General features: G+C 67.0%; 24 protein-coding genes and 3 pseudogenes. 18 read left to right on the top strand and 9 right to left on the bottom strand.

What is annotated here, in order from left to right:
* The 3 genes and pseudogenes from HLA95_RS19350 to HLA95_RS19340 all read left to right on the top strand — a co-directional run.
* Positions 1–122 (top strand): annotated as a pseudogene (locus tag HLA95_RS19350) (IS5/IS1182 family transposase); the annotation flags it as partial.
* 59 nt (positions 123–181) lie between these two features.
* Positions 182–523, top strand: coding sequence for a hypothetical protein (locus HLA95_RS19345; protein ID WP_222184213.1), 342 nt, complete (start codon positions 182–184; stop codon positions 521–523).
* 420 nt (positions 524–943) lie between these two features.
* A complete protein-coding gene (locus HLA95_RS19340) occupies positions 944–1,225 on the top strand; it encodes a hypothetical protein (RefSeq protein ID WP_191059153.1) in 282 nt (93 codons plus the stop codon).
* Here the strand turns inward: HLA95_RS19340 and HLA95_RS29200 are convergent.
* Positions 1,222–1,491 (bottom strand): annotated as a pseudogene (locus tag HLA95_RS29200) (DUF2161 family putative PD-(D/E)XK-type phosphodiesterase); the annotation flags it as partial. The gene HLA95_RS19340 and the pseudogene HLA95_RS29200 overlap by 4 nt on opposite strands.
* A 184-nt stretch (positions 1,492–1,675) precedes the next feature.
* Here HLA95_RS29200 and HLA95_RS19330 point away from each other — a divergent pair.
* Positions 1,676–1,903, top strand: a complete 228-nt coding sequence (locus HLA95_RS19330; protein ID WP_191059152.1) for an AbrB/MazE/SpoVT family DNA-binding domain-containing protein — start codon at positions 1,676–1,678, stop codon at positions 1,901–1,903.
* A complete protein-coding gene (locus tag HLA95_RS19325) occupies positions 1,887–2,279 on the top strand; it encodes a type II toxin-antitoxin system death-on-curing family toxin (protein WP_191059151.1) in 393 nt (130 codons plus the stop codon). Before HLA95_RS19330 ends, HLA95_RS19325 begins: the two co-directional genes overlap by 17 nt.
* A gap of 839 nt (positions 2,280–3,118) precedes the next feature.
* Here HLA95_RS19325 and HLA95_RS19320 read toward each other — a convergent pair.
* From HLA95_RS19320 to HLA95_RS28405, 5 genes and pseudogenes are all read right to left on the bottom strand, one after another.
* Positions 3,119–4,885: a DUF927 domain-containing protein gene (locus HLA95_RS19320; protein ID WP_191059150.1), complete on the bottom strand. Its 1,767-nt coding sequence runs from the start codon at positions 4,883–4,885 to the stop codon at positions 3,119–3,121.
* Positions 4,882–5,661, bottom strand: coding sequence for a DUF7146 domain-containing protein (locus HLA95_RS19315; RefSeq protein WP_222184210.1), 780 nt, complete (start codon positions 5,659–5,661; stop codon positions 4,882–4,884). Before HLA95_RS19315 ends, HLA95_RS19320 begins: the two co-directional genes overlap by 4 nt.
* A gap of 188 nt (positions 5,662–5,849) precedes the next feature.
* The gene (locus tag HLA95_RS19310; protein ID WP_222184208.1) at positions 5,850–6,053 is read right to left on the bottom strand and encodes a helix-turn-helix transcriptional regulator; all 204 of its coding nucleotides are present in this window, start codon (positions 6,051–6,053) and stop codon (positions 5,850–5,852) included.
* A gap of 409 nt (positions 6,054–6,462) precedes the next feature.
* Positions 6,463–6,636, bottom strand: a complete 174-nt coding sequence (locus tag HLA95_RS19305; RefSeq protein ID WP_191059148.1) for a hypothetical protein — start codon at positions 6,634–6,636, stop codon at positions 6,463–6,465.
* Positions 6,622–7,067: pseudogene (locus tag HLA95_RS28405) on the bottom strand (transposase); the annotation flags it as partial. The gene HLA95_RS19305 and the pseudogene HLA95_RS28405, both read right to left, overlap by 15 nt.
* A 136-nt stretch (positions 7,068–7,203) precedes the next feature.
* Between HLA95_RS28405 and HLA95_RS19295 the strand changes: the two are divergent.
* The 3 genes from HLA95_RS19295 to HLA95_RS19285 all read left to right on the top strand — a co-directional run bounded on the left by HLA95_RS19295 (position 7,204) and on the right by HLA95_RS19285 (position 8,688).
* Positions 7,204–7,446, top strand: coding sequence for a type II toxin-antitoxin system Phd/YefM family antitoxin (locus tag HLA95_RS19295; protein ID WP_191059146.1), 243 nt, complete (start codon positions 7,204–7,206; stop codon positions 7,444–7,446).
* A gap of 4 nt (positions 7,447–7,450) precedes the next feature.
* Positions 7,451–7,936 (top strand): type II toxin-antitoxin system VapC family toxin, encoded by a 486-nt coding sequence (locus tag HLA95_RS19290; RefSeq protein ID WP_191059145.1) that lies wholly within the window; start codon positions 7,451–7,453, stop codon positions 7,934–7,936.
* Between the two features lie 197 nt (positions 7,937–8,133).
* The gene (locus tag HLA95_RS19285) at positions 8,134–8,688 is read left to right on the top strand and encodes a recombinase family protein (protein WP_191059144.1); all 555 of its coding nucleotides are present in this window, start codon (positions 8,134–8,136) and stop codon (positions 8,686–8,688) included.
* A 316-nt stretch (positions 8,689–9,004) separates the two neighbouring features.
* Here HLA95_RS19285 and HLA95_RS19280 read toward each other — a convergent pair whose 3' ends face one another.
* Complete coding sequence (locus HLA95_RS19280; protein WP_222184205.1) at positions 9,005–9,223, bottom strand: hypothetical protein; 219 nt, start codon at positions 9,221–9,223, stop codon at positions 9,005–9,007.
* Between the two features lie 623 nt (positions 9,224–9,846).
* On the bottom strand, positions 9,847–10,563 hold the full coding sequence (locus HLA95_RS19275; RefSeq protein ID WP_222184203.1) for a GntR family transcriptional regulator: 717 nt from the start codon (positions 10,561–10,563) through the stop codon (positions 9,847–9,849).
* Between the two features lie 436 nt (positions 10,564–10,999).
* Here HLA95_RS19275 and kce point away from each other — a divergent pair, with 436 nt between their 5' ends.
* The 10 genes from kce to HLA95_RS19225 all read left to right on the top strand — a co-directional run bounded on the left by kce (position 11,000) and on the right by HLA95_RS19225 (position 22,112).
* A complete protein-coding gene (gene kce, locus HLA95_RS19270; RefSeq protein WP_191057616.1) occupies positions 11,000–11,935 on the top strand; it encodes a 3,5-dioxohexanoate:acetyl-CoA acetone transferase in 936 nt (311 codons plus the stop codon).
* A 10-nt stretch (positions 11,936–11,945) separates the two neighbouring features.
* On the top strand, positions 11,946–14,036 hold the full coding sequence (locus HLA95_RS19265; RefSeq protein ID WP_191057615.1) for a hydantoinase/oxoprolinase family protein: 2,091 nt from the start codon (positions 11,946–11,948) through the stop codon (positions 14,034–14,036).
* A 2-nt stretch (positions 14,037–14,038) separates the two neighbouring features.
* On the top strand, positions 14,039–15,796 hold the full coding sequence (locus HLA95_RS19260) for a hydantoinase B/oxoprolinase family protein (RefSeq protein WP_191057614.1): 1,758 nt from the start codon (positions 14,039–14,041) through the stop codon (positions 15,794–15,796).
* Between the two features lie 53 nt (positions 15,797–15,849).
* Positions 15,850–17,031 (top strand): ABC transporter substrate-binding protein, encoded by a 1,182-nt coding sequence (locus HLA95_RS19255; RefSeq protein WP_191057613.1) that lies wholly within the window; start codon positions 15,850–15,852, stop codon positions 17,029–17,031.
* Between the two features lie 89 nt (positions 17,032–17,120).
* Positions 17,121–17,855 (top strand): ABC transporter ATP-binding protein, encoded by a 735-nt coding sequence (locus HLA95_RS19250; protein WP_191057612.1) that lies wholly within the window; start codon positions 17,121–17,123, stop codon positions 17,853–17,855.
* Positions 17,852–18,592, top strand: coding sequence for an ABC transporter ATP-binding protein (locus HLA95_RS19245; RefSeq protein ID WP_191057611.1), 741 nt, complete (start codon positions 17,852–17,854; stop codon positions 18,590–18,592). The genes HLA95_RS19250 and HLA95_RS19245 overlap by 4 nt, the downstream gene beginning before the upstream one ends.
* Positions 18,592–19,476, top strand: a complete 885-nt coding sequence (locus HLA95_RS19240; protein WP_191057610.1) for a branched-chain amino acid ABC transporter permease — start codon at positions 18,592–18,594, stop codon at positions 19,474–19,476. Before HLA95_RS19245 ends, HLA95_RS19240 begins: the two co-directional genes overlap by 1 nt.
* Positions 19,476–20,558 carry a branched-chain amino acid ABC transporter permease gene (locus tag HLA95_RS19235; protein WP_191057609.1) on the top strand — a complete coding sequence of 361 codons (1,083 nt, stop codon included), beginning with the start codon at positions 19,476–19,478 and terminating at the stop codon, positions 20,556–20,558. The genes HLA95_RS19240 and HLA95_RS19235 overlap by 1 nt, the downstream gene beginning before the upstream one ends.
* Complete coding sequence (locus HLA95_RS19230) at positions 20,548–21,345, top strand: SDR family oxidoreductase (protein ID WP_191057608.1); 798 nt, start codon at positions 20,548–20,550, stop codon at positions 21,343–21,345. The genes HLA95_RS19235 and HLA95_RS19230 overlap by 11 nt, the downstream gene beginning before the upstream one ends.
* Complete coding sequence (locus tag HLA95_RS19225) at positions 21,342–22,112, top strand: SDR family NAD(P)-dependent oxidoreductase (protein WP_191057607.1); 771 nt, start codon at positions 21,342–21,344, stop codon at positions 22,110–22,112. Before HLA95_RS19230 ends, HLA95_RS19225 begins: the two co-directional genes overlap by 4 nt.
* Here the strand turns inward: HLA95_RS19225 and pobA are convergent.
* A complete protein-coding gene (gene pobA, locus HLA95_RS19220) occupies positions 22,102–23,424 on the bottom strand; it encodes a 4-hydroxybenzoate 3-monooxygenase (RefSeq protein ID WP_191057606.1) in 1,323 nt (440 codons plus the stop codon). The genes HLA95_RS19225 and pobA overlap by 11 nt on opposite strands.
* Positions 23,425–23,459: the final 35 nt, after the last annotated feature.

Genomic DNA, 23,459 nt, shown 5'->3' with positions numbered 1-23,459 from the left:
TCGGCTGGATGGTTCGCTGGCGCCGCCTGGTGCGGGACTACGAGGCCAGGCTCGATGTGTCCGAAGCCTTCATCCACGTCGCCATGGGCAGCCTGCTGCTACGCCGCATCAGCCACCCATAGCCATTCTCAAACGGGCTCTAATGAGCGGAAGTATCTTCTCCTTCAGAAAACAGAGCCCGATGCCTGCGATCCAATTGCACTATGACGGTTGGCTCAGCCTGCCAGCCGATGCCCGCAAGCATCTGGACGTCGCCACTGGCGACCGGCTGGAGATCGAGTTCACCCAAGCTGGCCTGCTTTTGCGGGCGGCAAGGCAGGTCAAGGAAATTGCTGCTCCGGAACCCGAGGCGGTGCTGGCTCAGCCGGCAGCGGTGCCGGTCGAGCCGCCAGCAGCCGTGGCAGCCGAAAGGGTGGCCGCCAAGCGCGGGCCAGGCCGGCCACGCAAGCCCGTGGTGCAGGAGCTGGCGCCACGCATCAAGGTCGGTGGTCGGCGCAAGAGCACGCAAGCCGTCTCCACCTGAGCGGCGCCGCTTCCTGGTCGGAGCCGGCACGGGCCGCAGAGAAAGTCGGCGAAAGGGAGGTTCCCTTCCGCTTCATCTATGCCGGTGCAGCCGGCCGCAATGACCGAATGGTGGCGAGATGTCCGTGTTCGGCGCTGATCTGGATGGGGGAGAAGCCTACGGCACCACCCGCCGCGGCGACACCATCACCATCGAGATTGATGACCCCAGCTTCGAGACCGACTGGTAGCCGGCACGGCCGCCTTGCATGGTGACGCCCATGAAGAATTGGTGGCTACGATGGGCGATCTTGGTGATGTTGCCGGGTTGCTCGGCAGTAGCCGATCCCCCGGCGACCGCCTCAGTTGAGGCAGCCTGCCCTGTTTTCGAGGCCTGGGCGCCCTTCTCGATCCGCACCCGCAGGCACTGGAGGCGCTCGAGATGTTCATGCAGGGCGACCAGCAGGTCACCGGCTTCAAGCTGAGCCCGTTGGTGGGTCCTTACGCCAAGAGCTACATGTTCCTGATCGGGCCGCCCGGCTCCGATTGCCCGGAGCAGATCGCGTCGGTGGGCTCCTACAGCTACATGATCGACCAGCCCGAGCCCGGTCGCCGCTTATATCACTTCGACATCTATGAGGCGGAACGTCATGTGACGGTCTGGATCAAGGACCAGCTTCCGACCTATCAGGAGGTCCGGCAGGAAGTGATGGATGGCTTCTAGGCCTTTGCCCTCTGTCTGACCTCAGCGGCCGCGGACCAGTGCAGGAGCGCCGCCCTTCCCGTCTCGGTCAGCGCATACACCCCGCGCTCGACCCGGACGAACCAGCCGTAGACGTTGCGGCGCAGGATCGAGAGCGCGTCCGGGACGGCCGGTTTCAGCTCCCGTGGCCGCCTGGCACCCTCGGCCAGGGCCGCCGCACAGGCCAGGGCACGCTGGCGGTAAGCGGTCATGATCGGCTGGCGTGACCCGCCACAGACCGGATGCGGCAGCCTGCGGCCGCCTCGGCCATCCGACCGGCGCCGGAAGACGAACGGCCGTGCCAGGAGCCAAAGCGCATGACCGAAGCCAAGACCGTCCTGGCACGCGCGTCTCGAGCTGCGGTTGCCCAAAGAGCGGCTTTCCTCCACGGCGCAGAGCATGTTACTACACACGTAATAACGGATGGAACGCATGATCGAGCTCAAGGTGCGCAGGTTCGGCAACTCCCTGGGCGTGGTGCTGCCCAAGGAAGCAGTTGCCCGCCTGCATACCCAGGAAGGTGCGGCGCTGTACCTGACCGAGGCGCCGGATGGCGGCTACCGGCTGGCGCCACATGATCCGGGCTTCGCCGAGAAGATGGCCAAGGCCGAAGATATCATCGACCGCTATCGCAATACGCTGCATGCCCTGGCCAAGTGAGCCGGTCTGGATCGAGGAGGCCGAAACCCTGGCACTGCACGATCGGCTGCTGGCCCTGGACGGCGGCCCGCCCGGCGTGCGCTCCTTGGACCTGCTCCGCTCGGCCCTGGCACGCCCGCGCCAGCATCTGGCCTATGGCGATGCGGTCGAGCCGGCCATGCTGGCCGCCCTCTACACGGCCGGCATCGTGCGCAACCATCCGTTCGTGGATGGCAACAAGCGGACGGGCTTCCTGATCGGCGTGCTGTTCCTGGAGCTGAACGGCTGGACCTTCATCGCCGATGAGGCTGAGGCGACGCAGGCGGTGCTGGCGCTGGCCGCGGGGCAGATGGACGAGCATGCCTATGCCGCCTTCCTGACGGCCAATATGAGATAGATGTTCCTGCAGATATGGTGGCCTCCATGCTTGAAGAAGCTTCATCCATCTGATGATACCGAGAGTTGTACCTTTCAAGCGTAGGAAACTTCCTTAACCCCGTTACGTAATTTCGCAATCATGCGCATTTGGGTGGGCCTGCGGTCTTGCCCACAAAAGTTCTAGAGATTTACCCTCCCCTCCCCCATGCGCCGCCGTGCCTGGCAAGCACACCAAGCACAGGCTCGCTAGCCACGACCTGCTCATCGCACCGCCGGCCAATCCGGTGGTGCCTCTGCTGCCACCCTGCAACCGGACAAGCTTGTCGCAAGTCGGATGTATCAGGTCTCGCCCCGCTGACGCCTCCGGCGCCCATGGCCGGACCCGCGCCAGCGCCAACATGGCCTCCTGGTCGACCACTTGATCCCCAGTGTTGGCGTGTGCAGCGCATTCATTGGCGCTCGATCGGACAGCTGGCTGCGCGTGCCGATCATTCGTCCAATTGGTGTGAACTCCGCCCACCAGCCACAAGTCGGCTTCGAAAGTCGGGGCAGCATTGGCCGCGCATGCGCCAACATGCTGAGTTGTGGTCGGTATGGTCGGTACGGTCGGAACAGGCATGACAATCCCGCGCCGTTGCTGAGCTTTCCCCTGGTGGGACGTGTCCCGACCGCCAGAAATGCCGATCGGGACGGTCGGTACGGCCCCATCATCTGGGTCGCTGCCACCCAGCCTGTCCCGACTGTACCAATCACGTTTCTGTTCAGTCGGGACACCGTAACCCGTTGATCTTTCAGGCGTGTACCGGCTGTCCCGACCGTATCAGCCCAAGATCAACTGATCGAGCACGGCAGCGGCGCTCATGTCGTGTCTCCCTCCAGGAAAGTCGCCTCGATCTGCAGGACCCGGATCTTGCCGACACCGGGCACGCGAGCCTGCACGGACAGGTTCTTGCCATCGCCAGGCCGCAGCCACTTACGCTCGCGCATCGCGCGGGCGATCATGGCAGGATCGAAGCCCTTACAGACTTCCGAGCGCCACGCCTCCGGCAGGACAAGGTAGGTCCACGTCCCGTCCTCCAGCTTGCGGAATCCCACCCGATTGATGATGGGGCGCTCGTTTGGCGTCTCCCATGCCGGCTCAAACCGGCTGGTGCCATGGGCTTCGAGAAAGGCGCGCACCTGAGCCAGCCCTGCCTTGATCTCGTATGGATCCGTGCCGCCACGATCGACGAGCCAGTCCTGGAAGCACCGCGCCGCCGCCTTTGCCGCGTGCCCCTTGGGCCAAGGCAGGATGCCGAGTTCAGCTGCCAGCTCTCCGGCCGTCGCTACCAGAGCGAACCTTCCCGCGACCCGGCGCACCTGACCGTCGCATCCATTGGGCACATGCTTTGCGTTCCAGATCGCATCTGCCTCGCGGATAGTCTCCGCCAGGGTGGCAGGGTCCTTCTTAGTGAGCTCCGCTATGAAGGCGCGGCCCGCATGCCCGGTATGTTCCTCTGCAGCGAGCCGCAGCGCATCGGCGAAGGCCGCAGGCGTCTCGTGCCCGTGCAGATCCTGGAATGCCCCCATTCCAGCACCCGCATCGGCGGGAATGTCCACCATCCGTACGAGCTGCCCGGCCCGTGCTCGGCGGCCAGTCTCGCCGATCTTATCCGCCAGCCCGATCTCGCCGCTGGACAGGAAGATCAGGCGCCAGGATGCCGTCGGGCGGGCCGTGCCATCTCGCCGGGCGCGGGTCTTGCCGGTGCCGTTGCCCAACAGGTAGCCGATCGCATCCGCATCGCGGCCGTCCACCTGCCCCAGCTCGTCCATGATCAATGCCGTGTCATTGGCGGCGGCCGCGACAGCTTCGATGCCGTTCCCGGTCACCCGCCAGCTATGCACCGGAAAGCCCCAGACGGTCGCCGCACACCTCAACACCGTAGTCTTGCCGGTGGATGATCCGCCCTTGAGGTTGAACCCGCCCGAGTCTTCACCAGCCAGGTGTAGGAGCGGCCCGGCAAGCGCCGCGGAGATGCCGAAGACCAGCCGGTCGTTGCCACGCGCGAGCTGGGCGATTTCCTGCTTCCACCCGTCCAGCGAGCCTTTCACTGCGAAGGGAGGCGGTCCGCCCGGCAATTGGGCAACTGTCTCATCTGCAGCCGGGCCAAAGGTGGCATCCGGCAGGACGAAGATCGGACCGTGCCAACCTAGACGCTCGACGCAGCGCATCCGGCGTGAGCACGGCCAGGACATGATGTAGGCTTCCAGCGCCTCACGGGCCTTCCGGCCCGGCTCCGGCACAAACCCACGCCGCAACAATTCCCGCCGCAGCTCGGTGGTGTCACCGCCCAGCATCTCCATGGGCATCGCCCAAAGGTGCGTAGTGCCGTCCCGATCGCGGATCGCGAGCCAGCGCCCCCATGCTTCTCCTGCGCTGTTGCGGGTCTCCGCCAGGACTTCCAGGTGTGAGCCGATGCGCGCCCACACCTTGCTCACCCTTCCGTCGTCCCCGCGTCTCTCTACCTCTTGGTAGATACCCGCATGCTTGCCGCGGTGAATGATCTTGAAACCGCCGTTGACTTCCTCGGCAAGCCCGACCGGTCGGGCATTGTCCACCGCCAGTCGTAGCGCTTCGGCGCTCATGCCTGCACCTCCGTCAGCATGGCGGCAGGGTCGAGATCGTCCGGCAGCATTGCCGCCAGCACCGCATGGCCACGACTTCGCAGCGTCTTGGCAGCCTCCGCCGTTGCCCTACGTCCGGCGTTGTCCCCGTCCAGGCAGAGCACCACGGATACGCGAGGCGGCAGCTGCACCGTCGCGGCGTTGGCGGTGCCCAGCACCGCCCAGGCGGCCACGTCCGAACAAGCTGCCGCTACCGCGAGCGCATCCTCGACACCTTCGGTGAGCACGATGCGCTGGTCTTCCTGCCAGGGCGAGACGCGCACCGCTGCGCCTGGCAGCCGGCCGATCGTGATCCGTGACGGCTTCGACCAGGCCTTGCGTCCAGGCTCGACCAGCGGCGTCACCTGAACGGCCACCACGGTCCGGCCAGGATAGCGGCAGGCACCGGCCACCAATGCCGGCCATTCCCGACCGCTGGACGAACGGTGCGATCCTTGGCGCAGGCAAGGCGGCCAGGGCGGCAAGTAGCCACGGTCCTGCAGGTAGCAGCTCGCCAGGTCACCAGCCTCGATCGGCCGGGCATTGCGCCAGACCGCCAGTGCCTCGGCCTCCCGCGCCTTGTTCTCGGCTTCCTCGCGAGCCTCCCGTTCGCGCCGTCGCCGCTCGATCTCCTCCCGCGCCAGCGTAGACGGTTGGTCCGGCCATAGTCCTTTGGCAGCCAGGGCGTCCCGGACTTCCGCAAAGGTACAGCCAGCCCAGCAATGGAAGATGGGCCGGCCGTAGTCGCCATCCGTCACCGTCAGGGAAGGCGTGCGGTCTGGGTGTGCCGGACAGTGGCAGCACCAACCCTTGGCAATCCTGTGGCCACCTAGCGCGTGCGCAAAGTCAGCGGCCGTGATATTTAGTGTCTGCACTTTGATTGTTGCGGGCGGGTTGCTCAGGTGACCCGTCCCCTTTTTTGGGTTCATGTATTTTCCTCCAAGCCTCAACTGGCCTTGCTCGTCCGTGCCTCCAGCCAGTGATTGAGGTCGGCCTCGCGATAGCCGATCCGCTTTTCCGACAGCCTGACGAAACGCGGTCCGCTGCCAGCCCAGCGCATCCGCCGCATCGTCACGATCGAAAGCCTCAGCCGATCCGCCGCCTCGCGCTCCGTCAGGACGGTCATACCGGCCTGTTCGGTGGCCAGCACGGCGGCATGCTCAGAAGAGACAGATGAGGGGAACATTGACGCTCCTTGGTAATCGTCAGAGATCGGCGTCAGTCTATAAGCGCACGCCCCACAAATGAAGAGGCAATGAGCCAAATAAGAGTGTGCAATATTATGTATAGTTGGATGGAAAATCAGAAGTTTGTTTGATATATCGCCTCAACTGACTGAAAAAATCGTCAAGAGATAGCTTTTCCAGCTTCCGAGGCCGCCGCCATGCACGCGCGTCAACCCGCCATCCCCAAAGTGAGAGGCTGGACAGGAAGCCCCTTCCGCTGACGTGACTTGCCTCTCAACCGGCACCCGTCCTTGCGGCGGGAAAGGCATTGGCATGGCTCAGGAGCCTGTTCTCAGGGCACGAAAGTGCAGCTTAGGGATTGGCCTCAGCGAGTTACATGCCAGCCACGCGCGGCCAGATGGCAACGGCCAGGTCCTCGCGGCTGCATGGGAACAGCTCGATACCGGTGCGACACAGCGCGAGCTCAGTCGGCAGGCCATCGGCAGCCATGGGCACACCCCACGCCGCCAGCCGGTCCATGGCGTCGATGGCCCGTTCGATCTCCATCAGCGCGATGTCGGTCTTGGCCAGGGCTTGCTGATGCTCTGCTGGAATGCCGGCCTCGGCGCAGCGTGCCGCATCGACCGCTCAGGCTTCTGGCACGACGAGGCGCAGACCCAGCGGCACCGGGACCTCGTCCTTGGCCAGTGTAAGGGACACCAGCACCTGGCAGTTGGCCCGTTTGCCAAGGCAGCCGCAGTACTGCCGTGCCACGCCCACCGAGTGCCTGCCTTGCTTGGGCAGGGCCGTGTCGTCGACCACCAGAACGCTATCGGGCCCACCAACCAGCACGTCCGCCTTCTCCATCAGGATCCGCCGCAACACCGCATCGCCCCAGGTCGTGCTCGTCACAAAACAAAGTGATGGAGTTGGTCATGCCCACCTAGACCAAGTCTGGCTGCTGTCGGCTGCAGGCGTTTGCGCTCGCCGGGATCAACAGTCGCTTCCTGAGAGTCCGTCGCTGCATGAGTCTGCCGGCGCACCGCTCAAGGCAGCTGGCGGACACTGGATCTGGAGATGCCGGCTTGAGTCTTGCTCAATAGTGACTACAATAGTCATAATAAGGAGGAAGCCATGCACGAGATCCAGCTGCGCGACGCCAAGGCCACACTCTCGGCCCTGGTGGACGAGGCGATCAACGGCCAGCCGTCGGTGATCACCCGCCACGGCCGCAAGGCGGCGGTGGTCATTTCCTGGGCGGAATGGGAGCGCCTGTCCCAGGTGCCATCCTTCGGACGCTTGCTGGCTTCCCTCCCGGTCGGGCCGGAAGACCTGCCCGAGCGGGACCCGTCGCCGCTGCGGGAGGTGGACGTCTGACGTCATGGAGGTCGCTCCGCCCCGCTACCTGGTCGACACCAACGTGATCTCGGCGGTGGCTCCGACGAAGAAGGAGCCTCCTCTGGCCGCGCTGGTCCATTGGCTGGACCTGCACGCAGACCGGCTCTTTTTGTCGGCGGTGACCATTGCCGAGCTCACGGACGGGGTGAGCAAGCTCCGGCGGCAGGGTGCTGTCAGCAGGGCCAGGAAGCTCGACGAGTGGCTGGAACTGGTCCTGCACCTCTACAGCGATCGGGTGCTGTCGTTGGACATCAAGGTTGCGAGGGCCACCGGCCAGCTCTCCGATCTGGCACGTGGCCAGGGCCACGCGCCCGGCTTTGCCGACCTCGCGATCGCCGGTACCGCCTGGGCCCATGGGCTGACGCTCCTGACCCGGAACGTCCGGCACTTCACGATGCTGCCGATTTCGGTGGTTGATCCGTTCACCACCCTCCCCGACCCAGGTTCTGTCCTGAGCGCTGAGCCCTAGTCAGACACATCGCTCAAGGCGGCGTCTCTCCCCGTACCCTTTTCAGCCCACGAGCTGTGGGTCATCCATTTAGGGTCTACCCCAGCAAGACGATCGACTGAGACACCTGCCTCTGTCTCACATGGGTTGTTCTCGATCTCCCGAGACGGTAGGCGGAACGGGTCTAGAAGCCAGCGAGACAAGAGGCCCCTCCCCTCATGCCCACTTATGGCTATGCCCGGGTCAGCACGCTCGACCAGGACCTCACCCTGCAGCAGATCGCGCTGAAGGTGGCGGGCTGCAGCGTGATCCGTGCGGAGAAGGCCAGCGGCACCAGGCGGGATGGCCGCACCGAGCTGCAGGTGCTGCTCGACTTCCTCCAGCCGGGGGACGTGCTGATGGTGACCCGGATCGACCGGCTGGCCCGGTCGATGAAGGACCTGCAGGACATCGTGCATGAGCTCAAAGCCAAGGGGGTGAGCCTGAAGGCGACCGAGCAGCCGATCGACACCGGCACGGCGGCAGGCAAGGCGTTCTTGGACATGCTGGGGGTGTTTGCCGAGTTCGAGACCAACCTGCGCCGCGAACGGCAGCTGGAGGGGATCAAGGCAGCCAAGGCTCGTGGGGTCTACAAGGGCAGGAAGCCCAGCATCGACGTGGCGGAGGTCCGGCGTCTGAAGGAAGAGGAGAAGCTCGGTGCCTCCGCCATCGCCCGCAGGCTCAAGATCGGCCGGGCCAGCGTCTATCGGGTGCTGGGGGCAGTGGGTCGATAGCAGGGCACCCGGCGCTGCCGCTCGCCGGCGATACCGCTGCTGCTCTGCCAGAGGAAGCGGATGGCCAGTTGCCGGCATGCGCGAGCCATATGACGCGCCGGTTGAACGACGTAGCGGCAACGACAGGCAGCTTCGCCCGCCGGTCGTCCACCGCGGATCGACCCGGCCGGCCATGGGGCAGGTGCGGCTCGATCCCCGCTCAGGCCGAGTCTGGCAGCCAGCACAGAAGCGCCACCCGGCAGACCCTCCGCAGCTTGCGTCCCTGATCGGTCGATCAAGAACCATGAAGCTGAAGAAGGTTGTCTGAATTTTCCACCTAGTGCCGGGTCCGGTGGCGCCCCGGCGGTGCCAGCAGGTCCTCGAGGGGGCAGGCGTCTTCTGCGAGGATCTGCTCGATCTGGTTGCGCAACCGCTCGGCCACCGCATCGTCGGCGTCGAGGATGCGGGCCAGCGTTTCGAGATGGTGGTGATCCTGGTCGCGAATCGAGACCTGCACCCGGCTGGTCCGGCTGATACGAGAGCGTCTAGGTGCCAAGGGTCTCATCATCCCTGCCAATCTTCTTGGTGGATTGAACAACGGTGCGGAGATGAGGTCAGGTTGCAGCCGATCGGGATCGGGTGTGTTGCTTTCCCCACCGCAGGAAACAGCGCCAGCTTGTCAATGGTCCTTCGACGAGATGCCAAACCTCGGGGCACAGGGCAAGCGTGGAGACTTCGGCGACTGGCCCGGCTGTCGGACAGTATCCGTGGATCTTGCGGCATTCTTCAACAACCAATGACGGATCGTGATTGCCGCAGCCTGAATTGCCGAAACGGGCCCGGCACCACTTCATGGTGTGCCCGCAGCCACGCGCAGACGCGCAAGGTCGTTTCCATCCCGTTGCAGCACGACTTCTGCTTGCAACCAGGAAAACTGCCGGATCTCGTAATCACGTCGAAGATCGGCATTTCACATCTTCTGCCGATCCGGCAGCGTCGCCTGGTCGCAGGCACGACTGGCCGGATGAATGGTTCTGATCATGCATGCTCGTCGGCTCGTCCCCCCGCCGATGAGCCTGCTAGCGCATTTCCCCCTCCTTGCCGCCCGGCCCCCCGCCGGGCGGCTTCTTGTCGAGGGCCTGGCTGCAGCGGCCAGGCCGGCCGCCCCATCGGGCGGGATCACGGCCGTGCACCGGACATGGCACGCTCGGGCTCCCGGGCGGCCGCATCGTCGAACGGCCGGTGCCGCGCATACCATTTTGCCGCCTGCTCGATGTCGGCCCGCACCGCCCGGCCGGCGGCGGCCGGGTCGCGGGCGGCCAGGGCGGCGATGAGGTCGCGGTGGTGGACGGCACCCTGGTCGAACACCTCGCTGCGCCGGTAGAGCGGCACCACGAGCAGCGGGCCGAAGCGCAGCCAGAGGCTTTCGATGTTCCCGAGCAGGATCTCGGCATCGGCGGCCCGATAGACCTCCAGATGCAGCGCCATGTTGGTTTCCAGCACGGTGGCGCCGTCGCCCCGCCGGATCGCGGCCTCCATGCGCGTGTTGAGGTCCGTCAGGGCCGCCAGTTCCGCCTTGCCGATCCGGCTGGCGGCGCGCTCGGCGGCGAGGCTCTCCAGCCGGGTGCGGATCTCGGTGAGCTGGTCGAACTGGTCGCGGGTGGTGGTCGGTACCGCCACCGAGCGGTTGGGCAGGAGGACCAGGGCCCGCTCCGCGGCCAGCCGGTGCAGCGCATCGCGCACCGGCATCACGCTGGTGCCCATCTCCGCGGCGAGCTTGCGCGTCACCAGGACGTCGCCCGGAGAAAACTGGCCGCGCATCAGGCCGGTCTTGAGCTGATCATAGATCTGCTCCTGAAGCGTGAGCTTTTCTACCTTTGCCAGTCTTTCGTGCATCTGCCTGTTCTTGCCTGGTAGAGCGAAGCCATGGTCCGGCTTTGTTCGGATACTGCCAGCCGGGTGCGATGTACATCTGTTTTATCCAGCAGGCACCGCCGGCCCCGGTGCATGCTGCGTTGCAGTAAAACTCGCCCCACCTGCGCCGGCAGGATATGATATTTGATATATCATATATGGCATGTTGACACGAACGCGAGCGTAGTTCTACCGTCCCTCTAACGGTGGAGGAAATGCCGCGGCCCTCAGTCGGAGCAGGCCGTGCCGAAAACGGAGGCAATGTTTGCCGCCCTCATGATCAATATGCTGCACACCCGTGCAGGACGGTGCTGATCATTTGCTCAGCCAATGTAGGTCAGGAGAATCAGCCGACGGCGTCTTGCACGCTGCCGTCGTCGGCTGACGATGTGCTGTTCGATGCTCCAGGGGATCCGGTTTGGCCAGGAATCAGAAGGCGATCATTACTTGCGCGGTGACGGGCTCGATCCATACGCCGACCATGTCGGATCACCTGCCGCTCACCCCCGACCAGATCGCGACCCAGGCCATCGAGGCCGCGGAAGCCGGCGCCGCCATCCTGCATCTGCATGCGCGTGACCCCAAGGACGGCCGGCCCACGCCCGATCCTGAAGTATTCATGCAGTTCCTGCCCAGGATCAAGCAGCAGACCGACGCGGTCATCAACATCACCACCGGCGGCGGTCACAACATGACCGTGCAGGACCGGCTGGCTGCCCCGCTCAAGGCGAGCCCGGAGATGTGCTCGCTCAACATGGGCTCGATGAACTTCGGCCTTTTCCCGATCCTGGCCAAGTACGACCAGTGGAAGCACGACTGGGAGCCGGCCTATCTGGAGAATTCCCGGGACTTCATCTTCCGAAACACCTTCAAGGACATCGAATATATCCTGAAGGAGCTGGGCGAAGGCTGCGGCACCCGGTTCGAGTTCGAGTGCTACGACGTCGGCCACCTCTACACGCTCGCCCACTTCCTGGAGCGCGGGCTGGTGAAGCCGCCGCTGTTCGTCCAGACGATCTTCGGCATCCTGGGCGGCATCGGTGCGGAGCCCAAGAACCTCATGCACATGCGGGAGGTCGCCGACCGCCTGTTCGGCGATGCCTACCAGTGGTCGATCCTGGCGGCCGGGCGGCACCAGATGGGCCTCGCCACCATGGGTGCCGTGCTGGGCGGCAACGTCCGGGTCGGCCTCGAAGACAGTCTCTATCTCGGCAAGGGCCAGCTCGCCCGCACCAATGCCGAGCAGGTGGCCAAGATCCGCCGGATCCTGGCCGAACTCTCGATCGACATCGCCACGCCGGCCGAAGCGCGCGCGCTCCTCGGCCTGAAGGGCGGCGACCTGGTCGCGTTCTGAGGATTACTCCATGCGCTTCACCACGGACACCGGCGGCACGTTCACCGACCTCATCGTCGAGGACGACGACGGCGCCCTGCATCTGTTCAAGTCGGCCACCACGCCCGACGACCCGATCCGTGGCGTCATCGACGTGCTCAAGGTCGCGGCCGGCACGATGGGCATGGATCTGCGCACCCTGCTGGGCAAGGGCGAGTTGTTCATCCACGGCACCACCCGGGCGATCAACGCGATCATCACCGGCAACACTGCGCGCACGGCCCTGCTGACCACCAAGGGCAATCCCGACGTCCTGGTGTTCCGCGAGGGCGGCCGGATGGAGCCGTTCAACTTCCGGGTCCCCTACCCCGACCCCTATGTCCCGCGCGCCCTGACCTTCGAGGTGCCCGAGCGGGTCCTGCACGACGGCACGGTGGCCGAGGAGCTGGACCTGGCGGCACTCGACGCGATCATCGACCGGCTGGAAGAGGAGCGGGTCGAGGCGATCGCGGTCAGCCTGCTCTGGTCGATCGCCAATCCCGCGCATGAATTGAAGGTGCAGGAGCGCCTGGCCGAGCGCCTGCCGAACGTGCCGGTGACGCTGGGCCACGAGGTCAACCCGGTCATCCGCGAATACCGGCGCACCACCGCGGCCGCGATCGACGCCTCGCTCAAGCCGCTGATGGCGGACTATATGGGCAATCTGGAGGATCGGCTGCGCGAGGTCGGCTTTGGCGGCCGCATCCTCGTCTTCACCTCGCAGGGCGGCGTGCTGGACGCCAAGGACGTGGCGCGCACGCCGATCCACGTCATCAATTCCGGCCCGGCCATGGCGCCGGTGGTCGGCCGCTACTTCGCCGACCTGGACACAGGCGCCGCCAATGCGATCGTCGCGGATACGGGTGGTACCACCTACGATGTCAGCCTGATCCGCAACCGCGAGATCCCCTGGGCCAAGGAGACCTGGATCGGCCAGCCGTTCCGCGGCCACATGACCGGCTTCCCGTCGGTGGACGTGAAGAGCGTCGGTGCCGGCGGCGGGTCGATCGCCTGGGTGGACACGGGCGGCATGCTCCATGTCGGCCCGCGCAGTGCGGGTGCGGTGCCGGGCCCGGTCGCCTACGGCAATGGCGGTACCGAGCCCACCGTGACCGACGCGGCCCTGGCACTGGGCTATCTCGATCCCGACAATTTCCTGGGCGGCTCGATGCGCCTCCAGGTGGACGCGGCGGCCGCCGCCATCGAGCGGCAGGTGGCCCGCCCGCTCGGCATGAGCGTGGATGCCGCCGCAGCGGCGATCCTCGAGGTCGTGACCGAGAACATGGTCAAGGCGATCGCCGACATCACGATCGCCCAGGGCATCGACCCCGCGAGCGCGGTGCTGATCGGCGGCGGTGGGGCTGCCGGCCTGAACAGCGTGCTGATCGCGCGCCGGCTCGGCTGCGACCAGCTGATCATCCCGGAAGTGGGTCCGGTGCTGTCTGCCTCGGGCGGCCTGGTCTCCGACCTGTCCACCCATTTCCGCGAGGTGCTGCCGACCCGCACCGACGCGTTCGACCACGACAAGGTCAACGAGCTGCTGCGAAGCCTGCGCGCCCGCTGCGAGGAGTTCCTGGAGAAGAACGCCCGCGGTGCCATCGAGACCCACATCTCGTTCCGCCTGGAAGGCCATTATCCCAGCCAGGTCTGGGACATCGACGTGCCGCTGCCGTCCGGCCAGGTCGAGACCGCGGCCGACGTGAAGGCACTCGAGGAAGCCTTCCATCGGGTCCACGAGGAACTGTTCGCAATGGCCGACATCGGCTCGCCGATCGAGATCATCGGCTGGCAGGCGCATGTCTCGGCCAGGCTGCGCGACGAGGCGCTGGGGCGCATGGCCACCGACAGCATCGGTGCCGCCATCTCGGGCACCCGTCGCTGCTACTTCAAGGAAACCGGCCGGGTCGACACGCCGGTCTATTCGTTCGGCAACATGGCCATCGACGAGCGGATCGAGGGGCCGGCCATCGTGGAATCGCCGCTCACCACCGTGGTGGTCGATCCCGGGGCGGTGGCACGGCGCGGCGCGTCCGGTTCGGTGATCGTGGACGTGGCCCCCTCTCGGCAGAACGGCGGAGCGTGAAGATGACGAAGCCCATGGACGGCGTCCAACTCGCCATTCTCAACAACCGCTGGGAATCGATCGCACGCAAGATGGCCAACACGCTGCTGCGTACCGGCCGTTCCGGCGTGCTCGCCACCGCGCGCGACTTCTCCTGCTGCATCGTGACCGGCGACCACAAGCTGCTCTCGGCCGCGGAAAGCATCCCGATCCATGTGCTGGTCGGGCCGGACATGATGGCCCGCTCGATGGCGGAGTTCCATCCGAACCTGCGCAAGGGCGATGCGTATCTGCACAACTCGCCCTATCACGGCTGCTCGCACGCCGCGGACCTGTCGGTCCTGATCCCGGTGTTCGACGATGACGGGCGCCACCGCTACACGGCGGTGGTCAAGGCGCACCAGGCCGACATCGGCAACTCGCTGCCGACGACCTATATGGGCTCGGCCAAGGACGTCTATAACGAGGGCGCGCTGATCTTCCCGGCCGTCCAGGTCCAGCGCGACTACAAGGACATCGACGACATCGTCCGGATGTGCCGGATGCGCATCCGCGTGCCCGATCAGTGGTGGGGCGACTATCTCGCCATGATGGGGGCTGGCCGCATCGCCGAGCGCGAGATCACCGCACTGGGCAAGGAGGTCGGCTGGGAGCATCTGGCCGAGTACGAGCAGCGCTGGTTCGAGTACAGCGAAGGCCGGATGGTCGAGGCGATCCGCAAGCTGCCCAAGGCTACGGTGCGCCGCTCCAGCACCCATGACCCGGTCCCGGGCACGCCCGAGGAAGGGATCCGGATCAACGCCACCGTGGCGATCGATCCGGACGAGGGCTATCTCGACGTCGACCTCACCGACAATATCGACGCCCTGGAACTCGGCCTGAACGTGTCCGAGGCCTGCACGCGCAGTGCCGTGCTGATCGGCGTGTTCAACTCGCTCGACCCCGACGTGCCGCGCAACGAGGGGTCGTTCCGCCGGGTGCGCATGAAGCTGCGCGAGGGTGCGGTGGTCGGCATCCCCCGGCACCCGACCAGTTGCTCGGTCGCCACCACCAACGTCGCCGACCGGATCACCAACCCGATCCAGGCGGCGTTCGCCGAGGTCAGCGCCACCCATGGCCTGGCGGAGACCGGGGCGATCCTGCCGGCCTCCATGGCGGTGATCTCCGGCACCGACCCGCGCCGCAACACGCCCTTCGTCAACCAGATCTTCCTGGGCCATACCGGCGGCGCCGGCAGCCCGACCCACGACGCCTGGCTCACCCTGCTGCACGCCGGCAATGCCGGCATGTGCTACATGGATTCAATCGAGGTGATCGAGCTGGCCTATCCGATCCGGCTCTACGACCGCCGGGTGGTGGCGGACACCGAGGGAGCCGGCCAGTTCAACGGCGCGCCGTCCATGGTGTGCGAGTATGGCCCGGCCGGCTGCAAGATGAGCGTGAATGCCGTGTCCGACGGCGGGATCAACCGGCCGAAGGGTGTCCGTGGCGGCGCCGATGGCGGTGCGTCGCGCCAGTTGCGCAAGCGGGCCGACGGCACGCTCGAGGAACTGCCGGTGGTGATCTCGGTCGAGATCGACCCGGACGAGCGGATCGTCTCCTACACCTGCGGTGGTGGCGGCTATGGCGACCCGAAGCGGCGCAGCCCGGCGCAGGTCGCCTACGATGTGCGCGAGGGCCTGGTGAGCCGCGAGCGGGCCCGCTCGGTCTATGGCGTGGCGCTCACCGTGGACGGCAGCATCGACGAGAAGGAAACGGCCAGGCTCCGCGAGGCGGCCTGACCGCCTCGCAACTGCCAGGCTTCAGGGGCCAGACTCCAAGGGGAGGAATCCGGGTGAAGAACGTGAAGGCTATCGTCGCGGGCATGACGCTCGCGATCGCCGCGGCACTGCCGGCGGCCGCGCAGGAAGACCCGATCGTGATCGGGGTCGCCTCCGGCCAGACCGGCGTGCTGGGCCCATGGGACCTGGCGGGCAGGCGCGGTGCCGAGCTCGCCGTCGAGGACATCAATGCCAAGGGCGGCGTGCTCGGCCGTCCCCTCTCGGTCGTGGTGAGCGACACCAAGTCCGATCCCTCGCTCGGCCCCACGGCCGCCGCCGAGGTCCTGGACCAGGGTGCCGAGATGGTCATCGTCGCTTGCGACTATGACTTCGCCGCACCCGCCGCCATGGCGACCGTCGCTGCCAACAAGATCGTGTTCTCGACCTGTGCCGCCGACCCGAAGTTCGGCGTCCAGGGCATCGGCCCGCTCGCCTACACCATGTCGCTGGCCAGCACCGCCCAGGGCACCATGCTGGCCGAGTGGGCCTACGAGACCCAGGGCTGGCGCTCGGCCTATGTCATGATGGACACGGCGATCGAGTACACCAAGTCGCTGTGCCAGGGCTTCCGCGATCGCTGGACCGAGCTCGCCGGTGCCGAGGCGATCAGCGGCGAGGACACCTGGAACGGCCTGAACGACACCACGATCGCCGGCCAGATCTCCCGCATGAAGCCGGCGATGGACAAGAGCGACTTCGTGATGTGGTGCGGCTTCACCAATCACGGCTCGGTGCTGCGCCAGGTCCGCTCCGCCGGCATCGACACCCCGATCGTCGGCTCCGAGGCCATGGACGGTGCCTACTGGGCCAATGCCGTTCCCGACCTCAACGACTTCTATGTCGCGGTCTATGCCTCGATCTACGGCAACGACCCGGACGAGCGGGTGAACGAGTTCATGGCCCGCTACGAGCAGAACTTCGGCGAGCAGGCGCCGATGGGCCATGCCGTGACCGGCTATGCCGCGGTGGAAGCCTGGGCGCGCGCCGTGGAGAAGGCGGGCTCGCTCGAGGTCGAGGAGATCCAGGCGGCCCTCGACTCCTTCAATGGCGAGCCCTTGCTGGTGGGTCCTTCCACCTTCCGGCCGGACCTGCATATCGACCTGACCCGGCCCTTGCTGATCATGCGGGCGGTGAACGGCAAGTACGAGCCGATCGGCCGGTTCGCCGCACAGAAGCCGGCCGAGCCGACCTTCTGATCCCCGATCCGTCGATGCCATGACGGCTGCGGCTCCGCTTCTCCCGGGCATGATCCGGAAGGGCGGGGCCGCATGCTGAGGAGACCACAATGAACGGCACGGGCGCACGGCTCGCCGCCGAAGGAATCCAGGTACGTTTCGGCGGGCTGACCGTGATCTCGGGTGTCTCGCTCACGCTCGAGAAGGGCGAGATCCTGGGGCTGATCGGCCCGAACGGTGCCGGCAAGACCACCTTCGTCAACGTGCTCTCGGGCTTCCAGCGCCCGAATGCCGGCCAGGTCCGCCTGGGCGCCCAGGACGTCACACCCTGGAAGCCGGCCCAGCGTGCCCGCGCCGGCCTGGTGCGGACCTTCCAGGCGGTGCGCCTGTTCGGCGGCCTGACCGTGCTGGAGAATGTCGAGATCGCGGCATTGGCCCAGGGGCTGCCGCGTGCGGAAGCCCGGCAGCGGGCCATGGACACGCTCCGCGACCTGGAGCTGGCGCCCCACACGGCCGCGATCGCGTCCAGCCTGCCCTACGGCCTGGAGCGCCGGGTCGGCATCGCCCGGGCATTGGTGATGGCGCCCGACTTCATCCTGCTGGACGAGCCCGCGGCCGGCCTGAACGAGGCCGAGGGCGACGAGCTCCTGGCCTCTATCCGCGCCATCCGCGACCGGCACGGCTGCGGTGTCCTCCTGATCGAGCACAACATGCGCATCGTGTTCGGCCTGTGCGACCGCGTCCACGTGCTGCGCAGCGGTGCCACCATCGCCGAGGGCACGCCGGACCATGTCCGCGCCCAGCCCGAGGTGCGCCAGGCCTATCTGGGCGAGGGGGAGCGATGAGCCTGCTCAAGGTCCAGGGGCTGGCGGTCCAGTATGGTGCCGTCGCGGCCCTGCAGGGCGTCTCGATCAACGTCGCGCCCGGCGAGGTCGTGGCGCTCATCGGCCCGAACGGGGCAGGCAAGACCTCGCTGCTTTCCGCCGTTGCCGGCGTGGTCCGGCCGCGGGCCGGCACGATCGGCTTCGACGGCCAGGAGCTGGTCGGCATGCCGATCCAGAAGATCGTCCGGGCCGGCATCGCCCTGGTGCCGGAGAACCGGGACATCTTCACCAAGCTCACCGTGATCGAGAACCTCCTGATCGGCGCCAGCACGCGCAATGACCGCGACGGGATCGCCCAGGACATCGAGCGGATCGGCGAGCTGTTCCCAGCATTGCCCAGGCTGTTCCCGCGCCCGGCCGGCCTCCTGTCCGGCGGCGAGCAGCAGATGCTCGCGATCGGCCGGGCGCTGATGTCCCGGCCGCGCCTGCTCATGCTGGACGAGCCGTCCCTGGGTCTGGCCCCGGTGGTGACGGACGCGGTGTTCGCCGGCATCCGGACGCTGCGGGCCCAGGGCATGGCCATCCTGCTGGTCGAGCAGAACGCAGTGCGGGCCCTTTCGGTCTGCGATCGCGCGCACCTGCTGTCCGCCGGCATCGTCCATTTCACCGGCACGCCTGACGAGATCGCCCATGCCGGCGACATCGATGCTGCCTATTTCGGCGTCCCGAGCGACGTCGCCGCCCAAGGGAGCGCGTGATGGACCTCCTCGTCCAGTTCATCATCGACGCCGTGAGCGTGGGCGGGCTCTATGCCCTCACCGCCATCGGCATCGGTTTGATCTTCGGCGTCGTGGGCCTGGTCAACTTCGCCTATGGCGACTTCGTGATGATCGGCGCCTACACGATCCTGCTGACCATCGGCTTCTACTGGCCGGTCACGATCCTGATCGCGGCCCTGGTCCTGATCATGGTGGCGCTCGCCGCCGACTTCGTCGCGTTCCGGCCGGTCCGGCTGGCGAGCCCCGAGACGCTGATGATCGTGTCCTTCGCGCTCAGCTACACGATCCAGTACACTTACGTGATGATGTTCGGCTCGCTCGCGCGCACCGTGAACTTCCTGCCCGCGATGAGCACGAACCTGGAGATCATGGGCATCCGGATCGCCGGGGTCAGCATCCTGCAGATCGTGGCAACGATCGTGCTGACTGGGGCGCTCGCCGCCTTCATCCGCTTCACCCGGATCGGCTACCAGATGCGCGCCGTGTCGGAGAACCCGACCATGGCGCGGCTGGTCGGCGTCGACATCAACAAGGTGATCGCCGCCGCCTTCATCGCCAGCGCGCTCCTGGCCGTCACCGTCTCGGTCCTGTACGTGGCCCAGACCGGCACCATGACGCCGTTCCTGGGTCTCAACCTGACCATCATCGGCTTCGTCGCCACCGTGATCGGCGGCATGGGCAGCCTGGTCGGCTGCGCGCTCGGCGGCTTTCTGGTGGGCTTCCTCACCACCCTCTTGCAGCTGGCATTGCCGGCCGACCTCCAGCCGTTCCGCGAGGCCTTCGTGTTCGGCGCGGTCGTCCTGATGCTGCTGCTGCGCCCGGGCGGCCTCATCATGCTCGCCACCGCACGGGAGCGGATCTGATGCGCAACGATCCCACCCATTCCTGGCAGGGCATCGTCTGGACCTTTTTGGTGCTGGGCATCCCCGTCGCGGTGGCGGCACTGCTGCTGGCCGCCACCGGCCCGGTGCTGTCCCGCGTGGTCACCGACGCGCTGATCAAGCTCACCATGGTGGTCGGGCTCTACATCTTCATCGGCAACAGCGGGATCTTCTCCTTCGGCCATGCCGCCTTCATCGTGGTCGGCTCCTATGCCTCGGCCTGGATGACCATCCCGCCGACCTTCAAGAAGGTGATCCTGCCGGGCCTGCCGGCCTTCATGCAGTCCATCCACCTGGACCCGTTCACCGGCGGCCTAGTGGGCGTCCTGCTGGCCGTAGTGCTGGCCTTCGTGATCGGCCTGGCGCTCATGCGGCTGGCCGGGATTGCCGCGTCGATCGCGAGCTTCGCCTTCTTCAGCGTGATCGTGGTCATCTACAACAACTGGACCGGCTGGACGAAGGGCACCGCCTCGCTGGTCGGCCTGCCGGTCTATGCCGGGCCGAAGCTGGCCTTGGCGGCAGCGCTGATCGCGATGCTGCTGGCACTCCTGTTCCAGTACTCGCGCTACGGCCTGCTGCTGCGGGCAACCCGAGAGGATGCGGTGGCAGCGCGTGCCGCCGGCGTCGAGGTCGAGCGGATGCGCCTGATCGCGTTCGTGGTCAGTGCGGCAGTGGTCGCGGCCGGCGGTGTCCTGCAGGGCCATTTCAACGGTGCGCTCACCACCACCGCCAACGTCCACCTGAACCTGACCTTCCTGATCCTCGCCATGCTGGTGGTGGGCGGGATGCGCAGCCTGGCGGGTGCCGTCATCGGCGTGGCGATCCTGGCCTTCGTCGCCGAGCTGCTGCGCCAGCTCGAGCGCGGCTGGCAGATCGGCGACGTCACCATCACCGCCCCCTCGGGCCTGGGCCAGGTCGGCCTCGGCATCGTGATGCTGGTGGTGCTGATCTCGCGCCCGCAGGGGCTGACCAAGGGGCGGGAGATCCCGATGCCGGGCTGGCTGAGCCGGCGGGAACGACAGGGAGATGCGAACTTGATCGAAAGTACCCAGAATGCGCGTTGACCTCACCGGACGCCGGGTCGTCATCACCGCCGGCGGATCAGGGATCGGCCGGGTCATGGCGGAGCGGTTCGCCGATGTCGGCGCCAGCGTCGCCGTCTGCGACGTGGACGATGCCGCCCTCAAAGACCTGGCCGCGGCCAGGCCCGGGATCTTCGGCGCCAAGGCCGATGTCGGCCGGGCCGAAGCGGTCGACGCCTTCTTCGACGCTGCCATCGCCCATCTGGGCGGGCTCGACGTGCTGGTGAACAATGCCGGCGTCTCGGGCCCGACCAAGCCGGTCGAGGCGATCACCCCGGAGGAATGGGAGCGCACGATCGGGGTGAACCTGAACGGTGCCTTCTTCTGCACCCGCCGCGCCGTGCCGCTGTTCAAGGCGCAGCGCAGCGGCGTGATCGTCAACCTGTCGTCCACGGCCGGGCGCATGGGCATGCCGAACCGCTCGCCCTATTCGGCGGCCAAGTACGGCGTGCGCGGCTTCACCGACGTGATGGCGATCGAGCTCGGCGAGCACAACATCCGGGTGAATGCGATCCTGCCGGGCGTGGTCGACGGCCCGCGCGGCCGGCGCGTCATCACCGAGCAGGCCGAGAAGCGCGGCATGAGCTTCGAGGAATACCTGCCGAACCTCCTGCACAACGTCTCGATGCACACGATGATCGACCAGGAGGAGGTCGCCGACCTCGCGATCTTCCTGGCCTCCGACTATGCCCGACACATCTCCGGCCAGTCGATCGGCGTGTGCGGCAATTTCGAGAGCTATCGTGCGCCGCGCACGGTGGCGGCATGACCCCCGCCCAGCTGTTCGACCTGTCCGGCCGCACCGCCCTGGTCACCGGGGCTTCCCGCGGCATCGGCAAGACCATGGCACAGACCCTGGCCGATGCCGGGGCCGAGGTGATCCTGGCCGCCCGCTCGAAGTCCGCCCTAGAGGAGGCCGCCGCCGCCATCACCGCCAAGGGCGGCCGGGCCCGTCCCCTCGTCCTGGACGTCTGCGACGAGACGGCCGTGACCGCGAGCCTGGCCAGCCTGCGCGATGCGGGCAACGCCCCCGACATCCTGGTCAACAATGCCGGGATCATCGAGCGCAGCCCGCTGGCCGAGAGCCGGACCGATGCCTGGCGCAACGTGGTCGACACCAATCTGGTGGCGCCCTACGTGCTGGCCCGCGAGGCGGCGCGCGGCATGGTGGCGAAGGGCTTTGGCCGGATCGTCAACATCGCCTCGATCATGGCCCTGCACGGCAAGCGCAACGCCCACGCCTACGCTTCCACCAAGCATGCCATCGCCGGGCTCACCAAGGCGCTGGCAGCGGAGCTCGGCCCGTCCGGGGTCACCGCGAACGCGATCTGCCCGGGCTATATCCGCACCGAGATCAACGTAGCACTGCAGACCGACCAGGCCTTCGACGCCTCGGTCCGCACCCGCACGCCGGTCGGCCGCTGGGGCGAGACCTCCGACCTCGCCACCGCCCTGCTGTTCCTCTGCGCACCGGCCTCAGCCTATGTGAACGGCCATCTGCTGGTGGTCGACGGCGGCTTCACCGTCACCCACTGATCCCAGCGGAAGTGCCGCTCCTCGATACCCTTTCATCGAGGAGCGGATCGGGCGCATCACTGCCACTGGCACTGCACAGCCGTATACGGCTGTGCAGGCTCCCCCCTGCCCTCACTGGCTCGCCCCTGTCGGTCCCAGCAGAGTAGGGCAGCCCTACATAGTTCTCCGCCAGGCTGGTGGCGGCTGCGGTCGAGGTGGCGATATAGTCCAGTTCGGCCTGCTGCAGGCGCTGGCCGAACGGCCCCTGCTCGGGGAAGCGGTGCAGGAGCGAGGTCATCCACCAGGAGAAGCGCTCGGCCTGCCAGACCCGGGCGAGCGCCCGCGCCGAATAGGCGTCGAGCCCGGACGTGGCGCCGTTGCGGTAGAAGTCGAGCAGGGCCTCGGACAGGTAGCTGATGTCGCTGGCCGCCAGGTTCAGGCCCTTGGCTCCCGTCGGCGGGACGATGTGGGCGGCGTCGCCGGCCAGGAACAGGCGGCCAAAGCGCATCGGCTCGGCGACGAAGCTGCGCAAGGGGGCGATGCTCTTTTCCAGCGACGGCCCGGCCGTGACCTTTGCCGCGATCTCGTCGGGCAGGCGCCGGCACAGCTCGTCGTAGAACCGCCCGTCCGGCCAGTCCTCGACCTTCTCGCCGGTCGGCACCTGGACGTAGTAGCGGCTGCGGGTCATCGAGCGCATCGAGCAGAGGGCGAAGCCCCGCTCGTGACTGGCATAGACCAGCTCATCCGCCGCGGGCGGTACGTCCGCCAGCAGGCCCAGCCAGCCGAACGGGTAGGTCCGCTCGAAGGTCCGGATGGCCTCGCCCGGCACGAGCTGGCGGCAGATGCCGTGCGAGCCGTCGCAGCCCGCGACGAAGTCGCAGGCGAGTTCCTCGGTCACGCCGTCGCGGGTGAAGCGGATGGCGGGGCTGGTGCTGTCGAACCGTTCGATGCCGACCGCCGGTGCCGAGAAGAAGGTCGGTACCCCCATGGCGTCGCGTGCCGCCAGCAGGTCGCGGGTGACCTCGGTCTGGCCATAGACGGTGACGTGCCGGCCGCCGGTGAGCTCCGCTAGGTCGATCCGGTGGCGGCGGTTGGCGAAGGCCAGCCAGATCCCGTGATGGACCAGGCCTTCCCGCAAAAGGCGCTCGCCCGCACCCGCCTCGACCAGCAGGTCGGCCATGCCCTGCTCCAGCACCCCTGCCCTGATCCGGGACAGGACATGGGCCCGGCTGCTCCGCTCGACGATCACCGTGTCGATCCCGGCCCGCCCGAGCAGCTGGCCGAGCAGCAATCCGGCCGGGCCGGCACCGATGATCGCGACCTGGGTGCGCATGTGCCTCCCCGCTTCGGATGGACGATCCCCTCCGG

Source organism: Geminicoccus harenae (assembly GCF_019800005.1).
In the GTDB taxonomy this organism is placed as follows: Bacteria; Pseudomonadota; Alphaproteobacteria; order Geminicoccales; family Geminicoccaceae; genus Geminicoccus; species Geminicoccus harenae.
The sequence above is the reverse complement of the archived record's forward strand: the minus strand, read 5'-3'. Positions and strand labels throughout refer to the sequence as shown.

What these genes read in the sequence shown, in the direction of transcription:
- HLA95_RS19345 (WP_222184213.1), top strand. Translation starts at nt 182, where the DNA reads ATGCCTGCGATCCAATTGCACTATGACGGTTGGCTCAGCCTGCCAGCC.
- HLA95_RS19340 (WP_191059153.1), top strand. Translation starts at nt 944, where the DNA reads ATGTTCATGCAGGGCGACCAGCAGGTCACCGGCTTCAAGCTGAGCCCG.
- HLA95_RS19330 (WP_191059152.1), top strand. Translation starts at nt 1,676, where the DNA reads ATGATCGAGCTCAAGGTGCGCAGGTTCGGCAACTCCCTGGGCGTGGTG.
- HLA95_RS19325 (WP_191059151.1), top strand. Translation starts at nt 1,887, where the DNA reads ATGCCCTGGCCAAGTGAGCCGGTCTGGATCGAGGAGGCCGAAACCCTG.
- HLA95_RS19320 (WP_191059150.1), bottom strand. Translation starts at nt 4,885, where the DNA reads ATGAGCGCCGAAGCGCTACGACTGGCGGTGGACAATGCCCGACCGGTC.
- HLA95_RS19305 (WP_191059148.1), bottom strand. Translation starts at nt 6,636, where the DNA reads ATGGAGATCGAACGGGCCATCGACGCCATGGACCGGCTGGCGGCGTGG.
- HLA95_RS19295 (WP_191059146.1), top strand. Translation starts at nt 7,204, where the DNA reads ATGCACGAGATCCAGCTGCGCGACGCCAAGGCCACACTCTCGGCCCTG.
- HLA95_RS19290 (WP_191059145.1), top strand. Translation starts at nt 7,451, where the DNA reads ATGGAGGTCGCTCCGCCCCGCTACCTGGTCGACACCAACGTGATCTCG.
- HLA95_RS19285 (WP_191059144.1), top strand. Translation starts at nt 8,134, where the DNA reads ATGCCCACTTATGGCTATGCCCGGGTCAGCACGCTCGACCAGGACCTC.
- HLA95_RS19275 (WP_222184203.1), bottom strand. Translation starts at nt 10,563, where the DNA reads ATGCACGAAAGACTGGCAAAGGTAGAAAAGCTCACGCTTCAGGAGCAG.
- HLA95_RS19265 (WP_191057615.1), top strand. Translation starts at nt 11,946, where the DNA reads ATGCGCTTCACCACGGACACCGGCGGCACGTTCACCGACCTCATCGTC.
- HLA95_RS19260 (WP_191057614.1), top strand. Translation starts at nt 14,039, where the DNA reads ATGACGAAGCCCATGGACGGCGTCCAACTCGCCATTCTCAACAACCGC.
- HLA95_RS19250 (WP_191057612.1), top strand. Translation starts at nt 17,121, where the DNA reads ATGAACGGCACGGGCGCACGGCTCGCCGCCGAAGGAATCCAGGTACGT.
- HLA95_RS19245 (WP_191057611.1), top strand. Translation starts at nt 17,852, where the DNA reads ATGAGCCTGCTCAAGGTCCAGGGGCTGGCGGTCCAGTATGGTGCCGTC.
- HLA95_RS19240 (WP_191057610.1), top strand. Translation starts at nt 18,592, where the DNA reads ATGGACCTCCTCGTCCAGTTCATCATCGACGCCGTGAGCGTGGGCGGG.
- HLA95_RS19235 (WP_191057609.1), top strand. Translation starts at nt 19,476, where the DNA reads ATGCGCAACGATCCCACCCATTCCTGGCAGGGCATCGTCTGGACCTTT.
- HLA95_RS19230 (WP_191057608.1), top strand. Translation starts at nt 20,548, where the DNA reads ATGCGCGTTGACCTCACCGGACGCCGGGTCGTCATCACCGCCGGCGGA.
- HLA95_RS19225 (WP_191057607.1), top strand. Translation starts at nt 21,342, where the DNA reads ATGACCCCCGCCCAGCTGTTCGACCTGTCCGGCCGCACCGCCCTGGTC.
- pobA (WP_191057606.1), bottom strand. Translation starts at nt 23,424, where the DNA reads ATGCGCACCCAGGTCGCGATCATCGGTGCCGGCCCGGCCGGATTGCTG.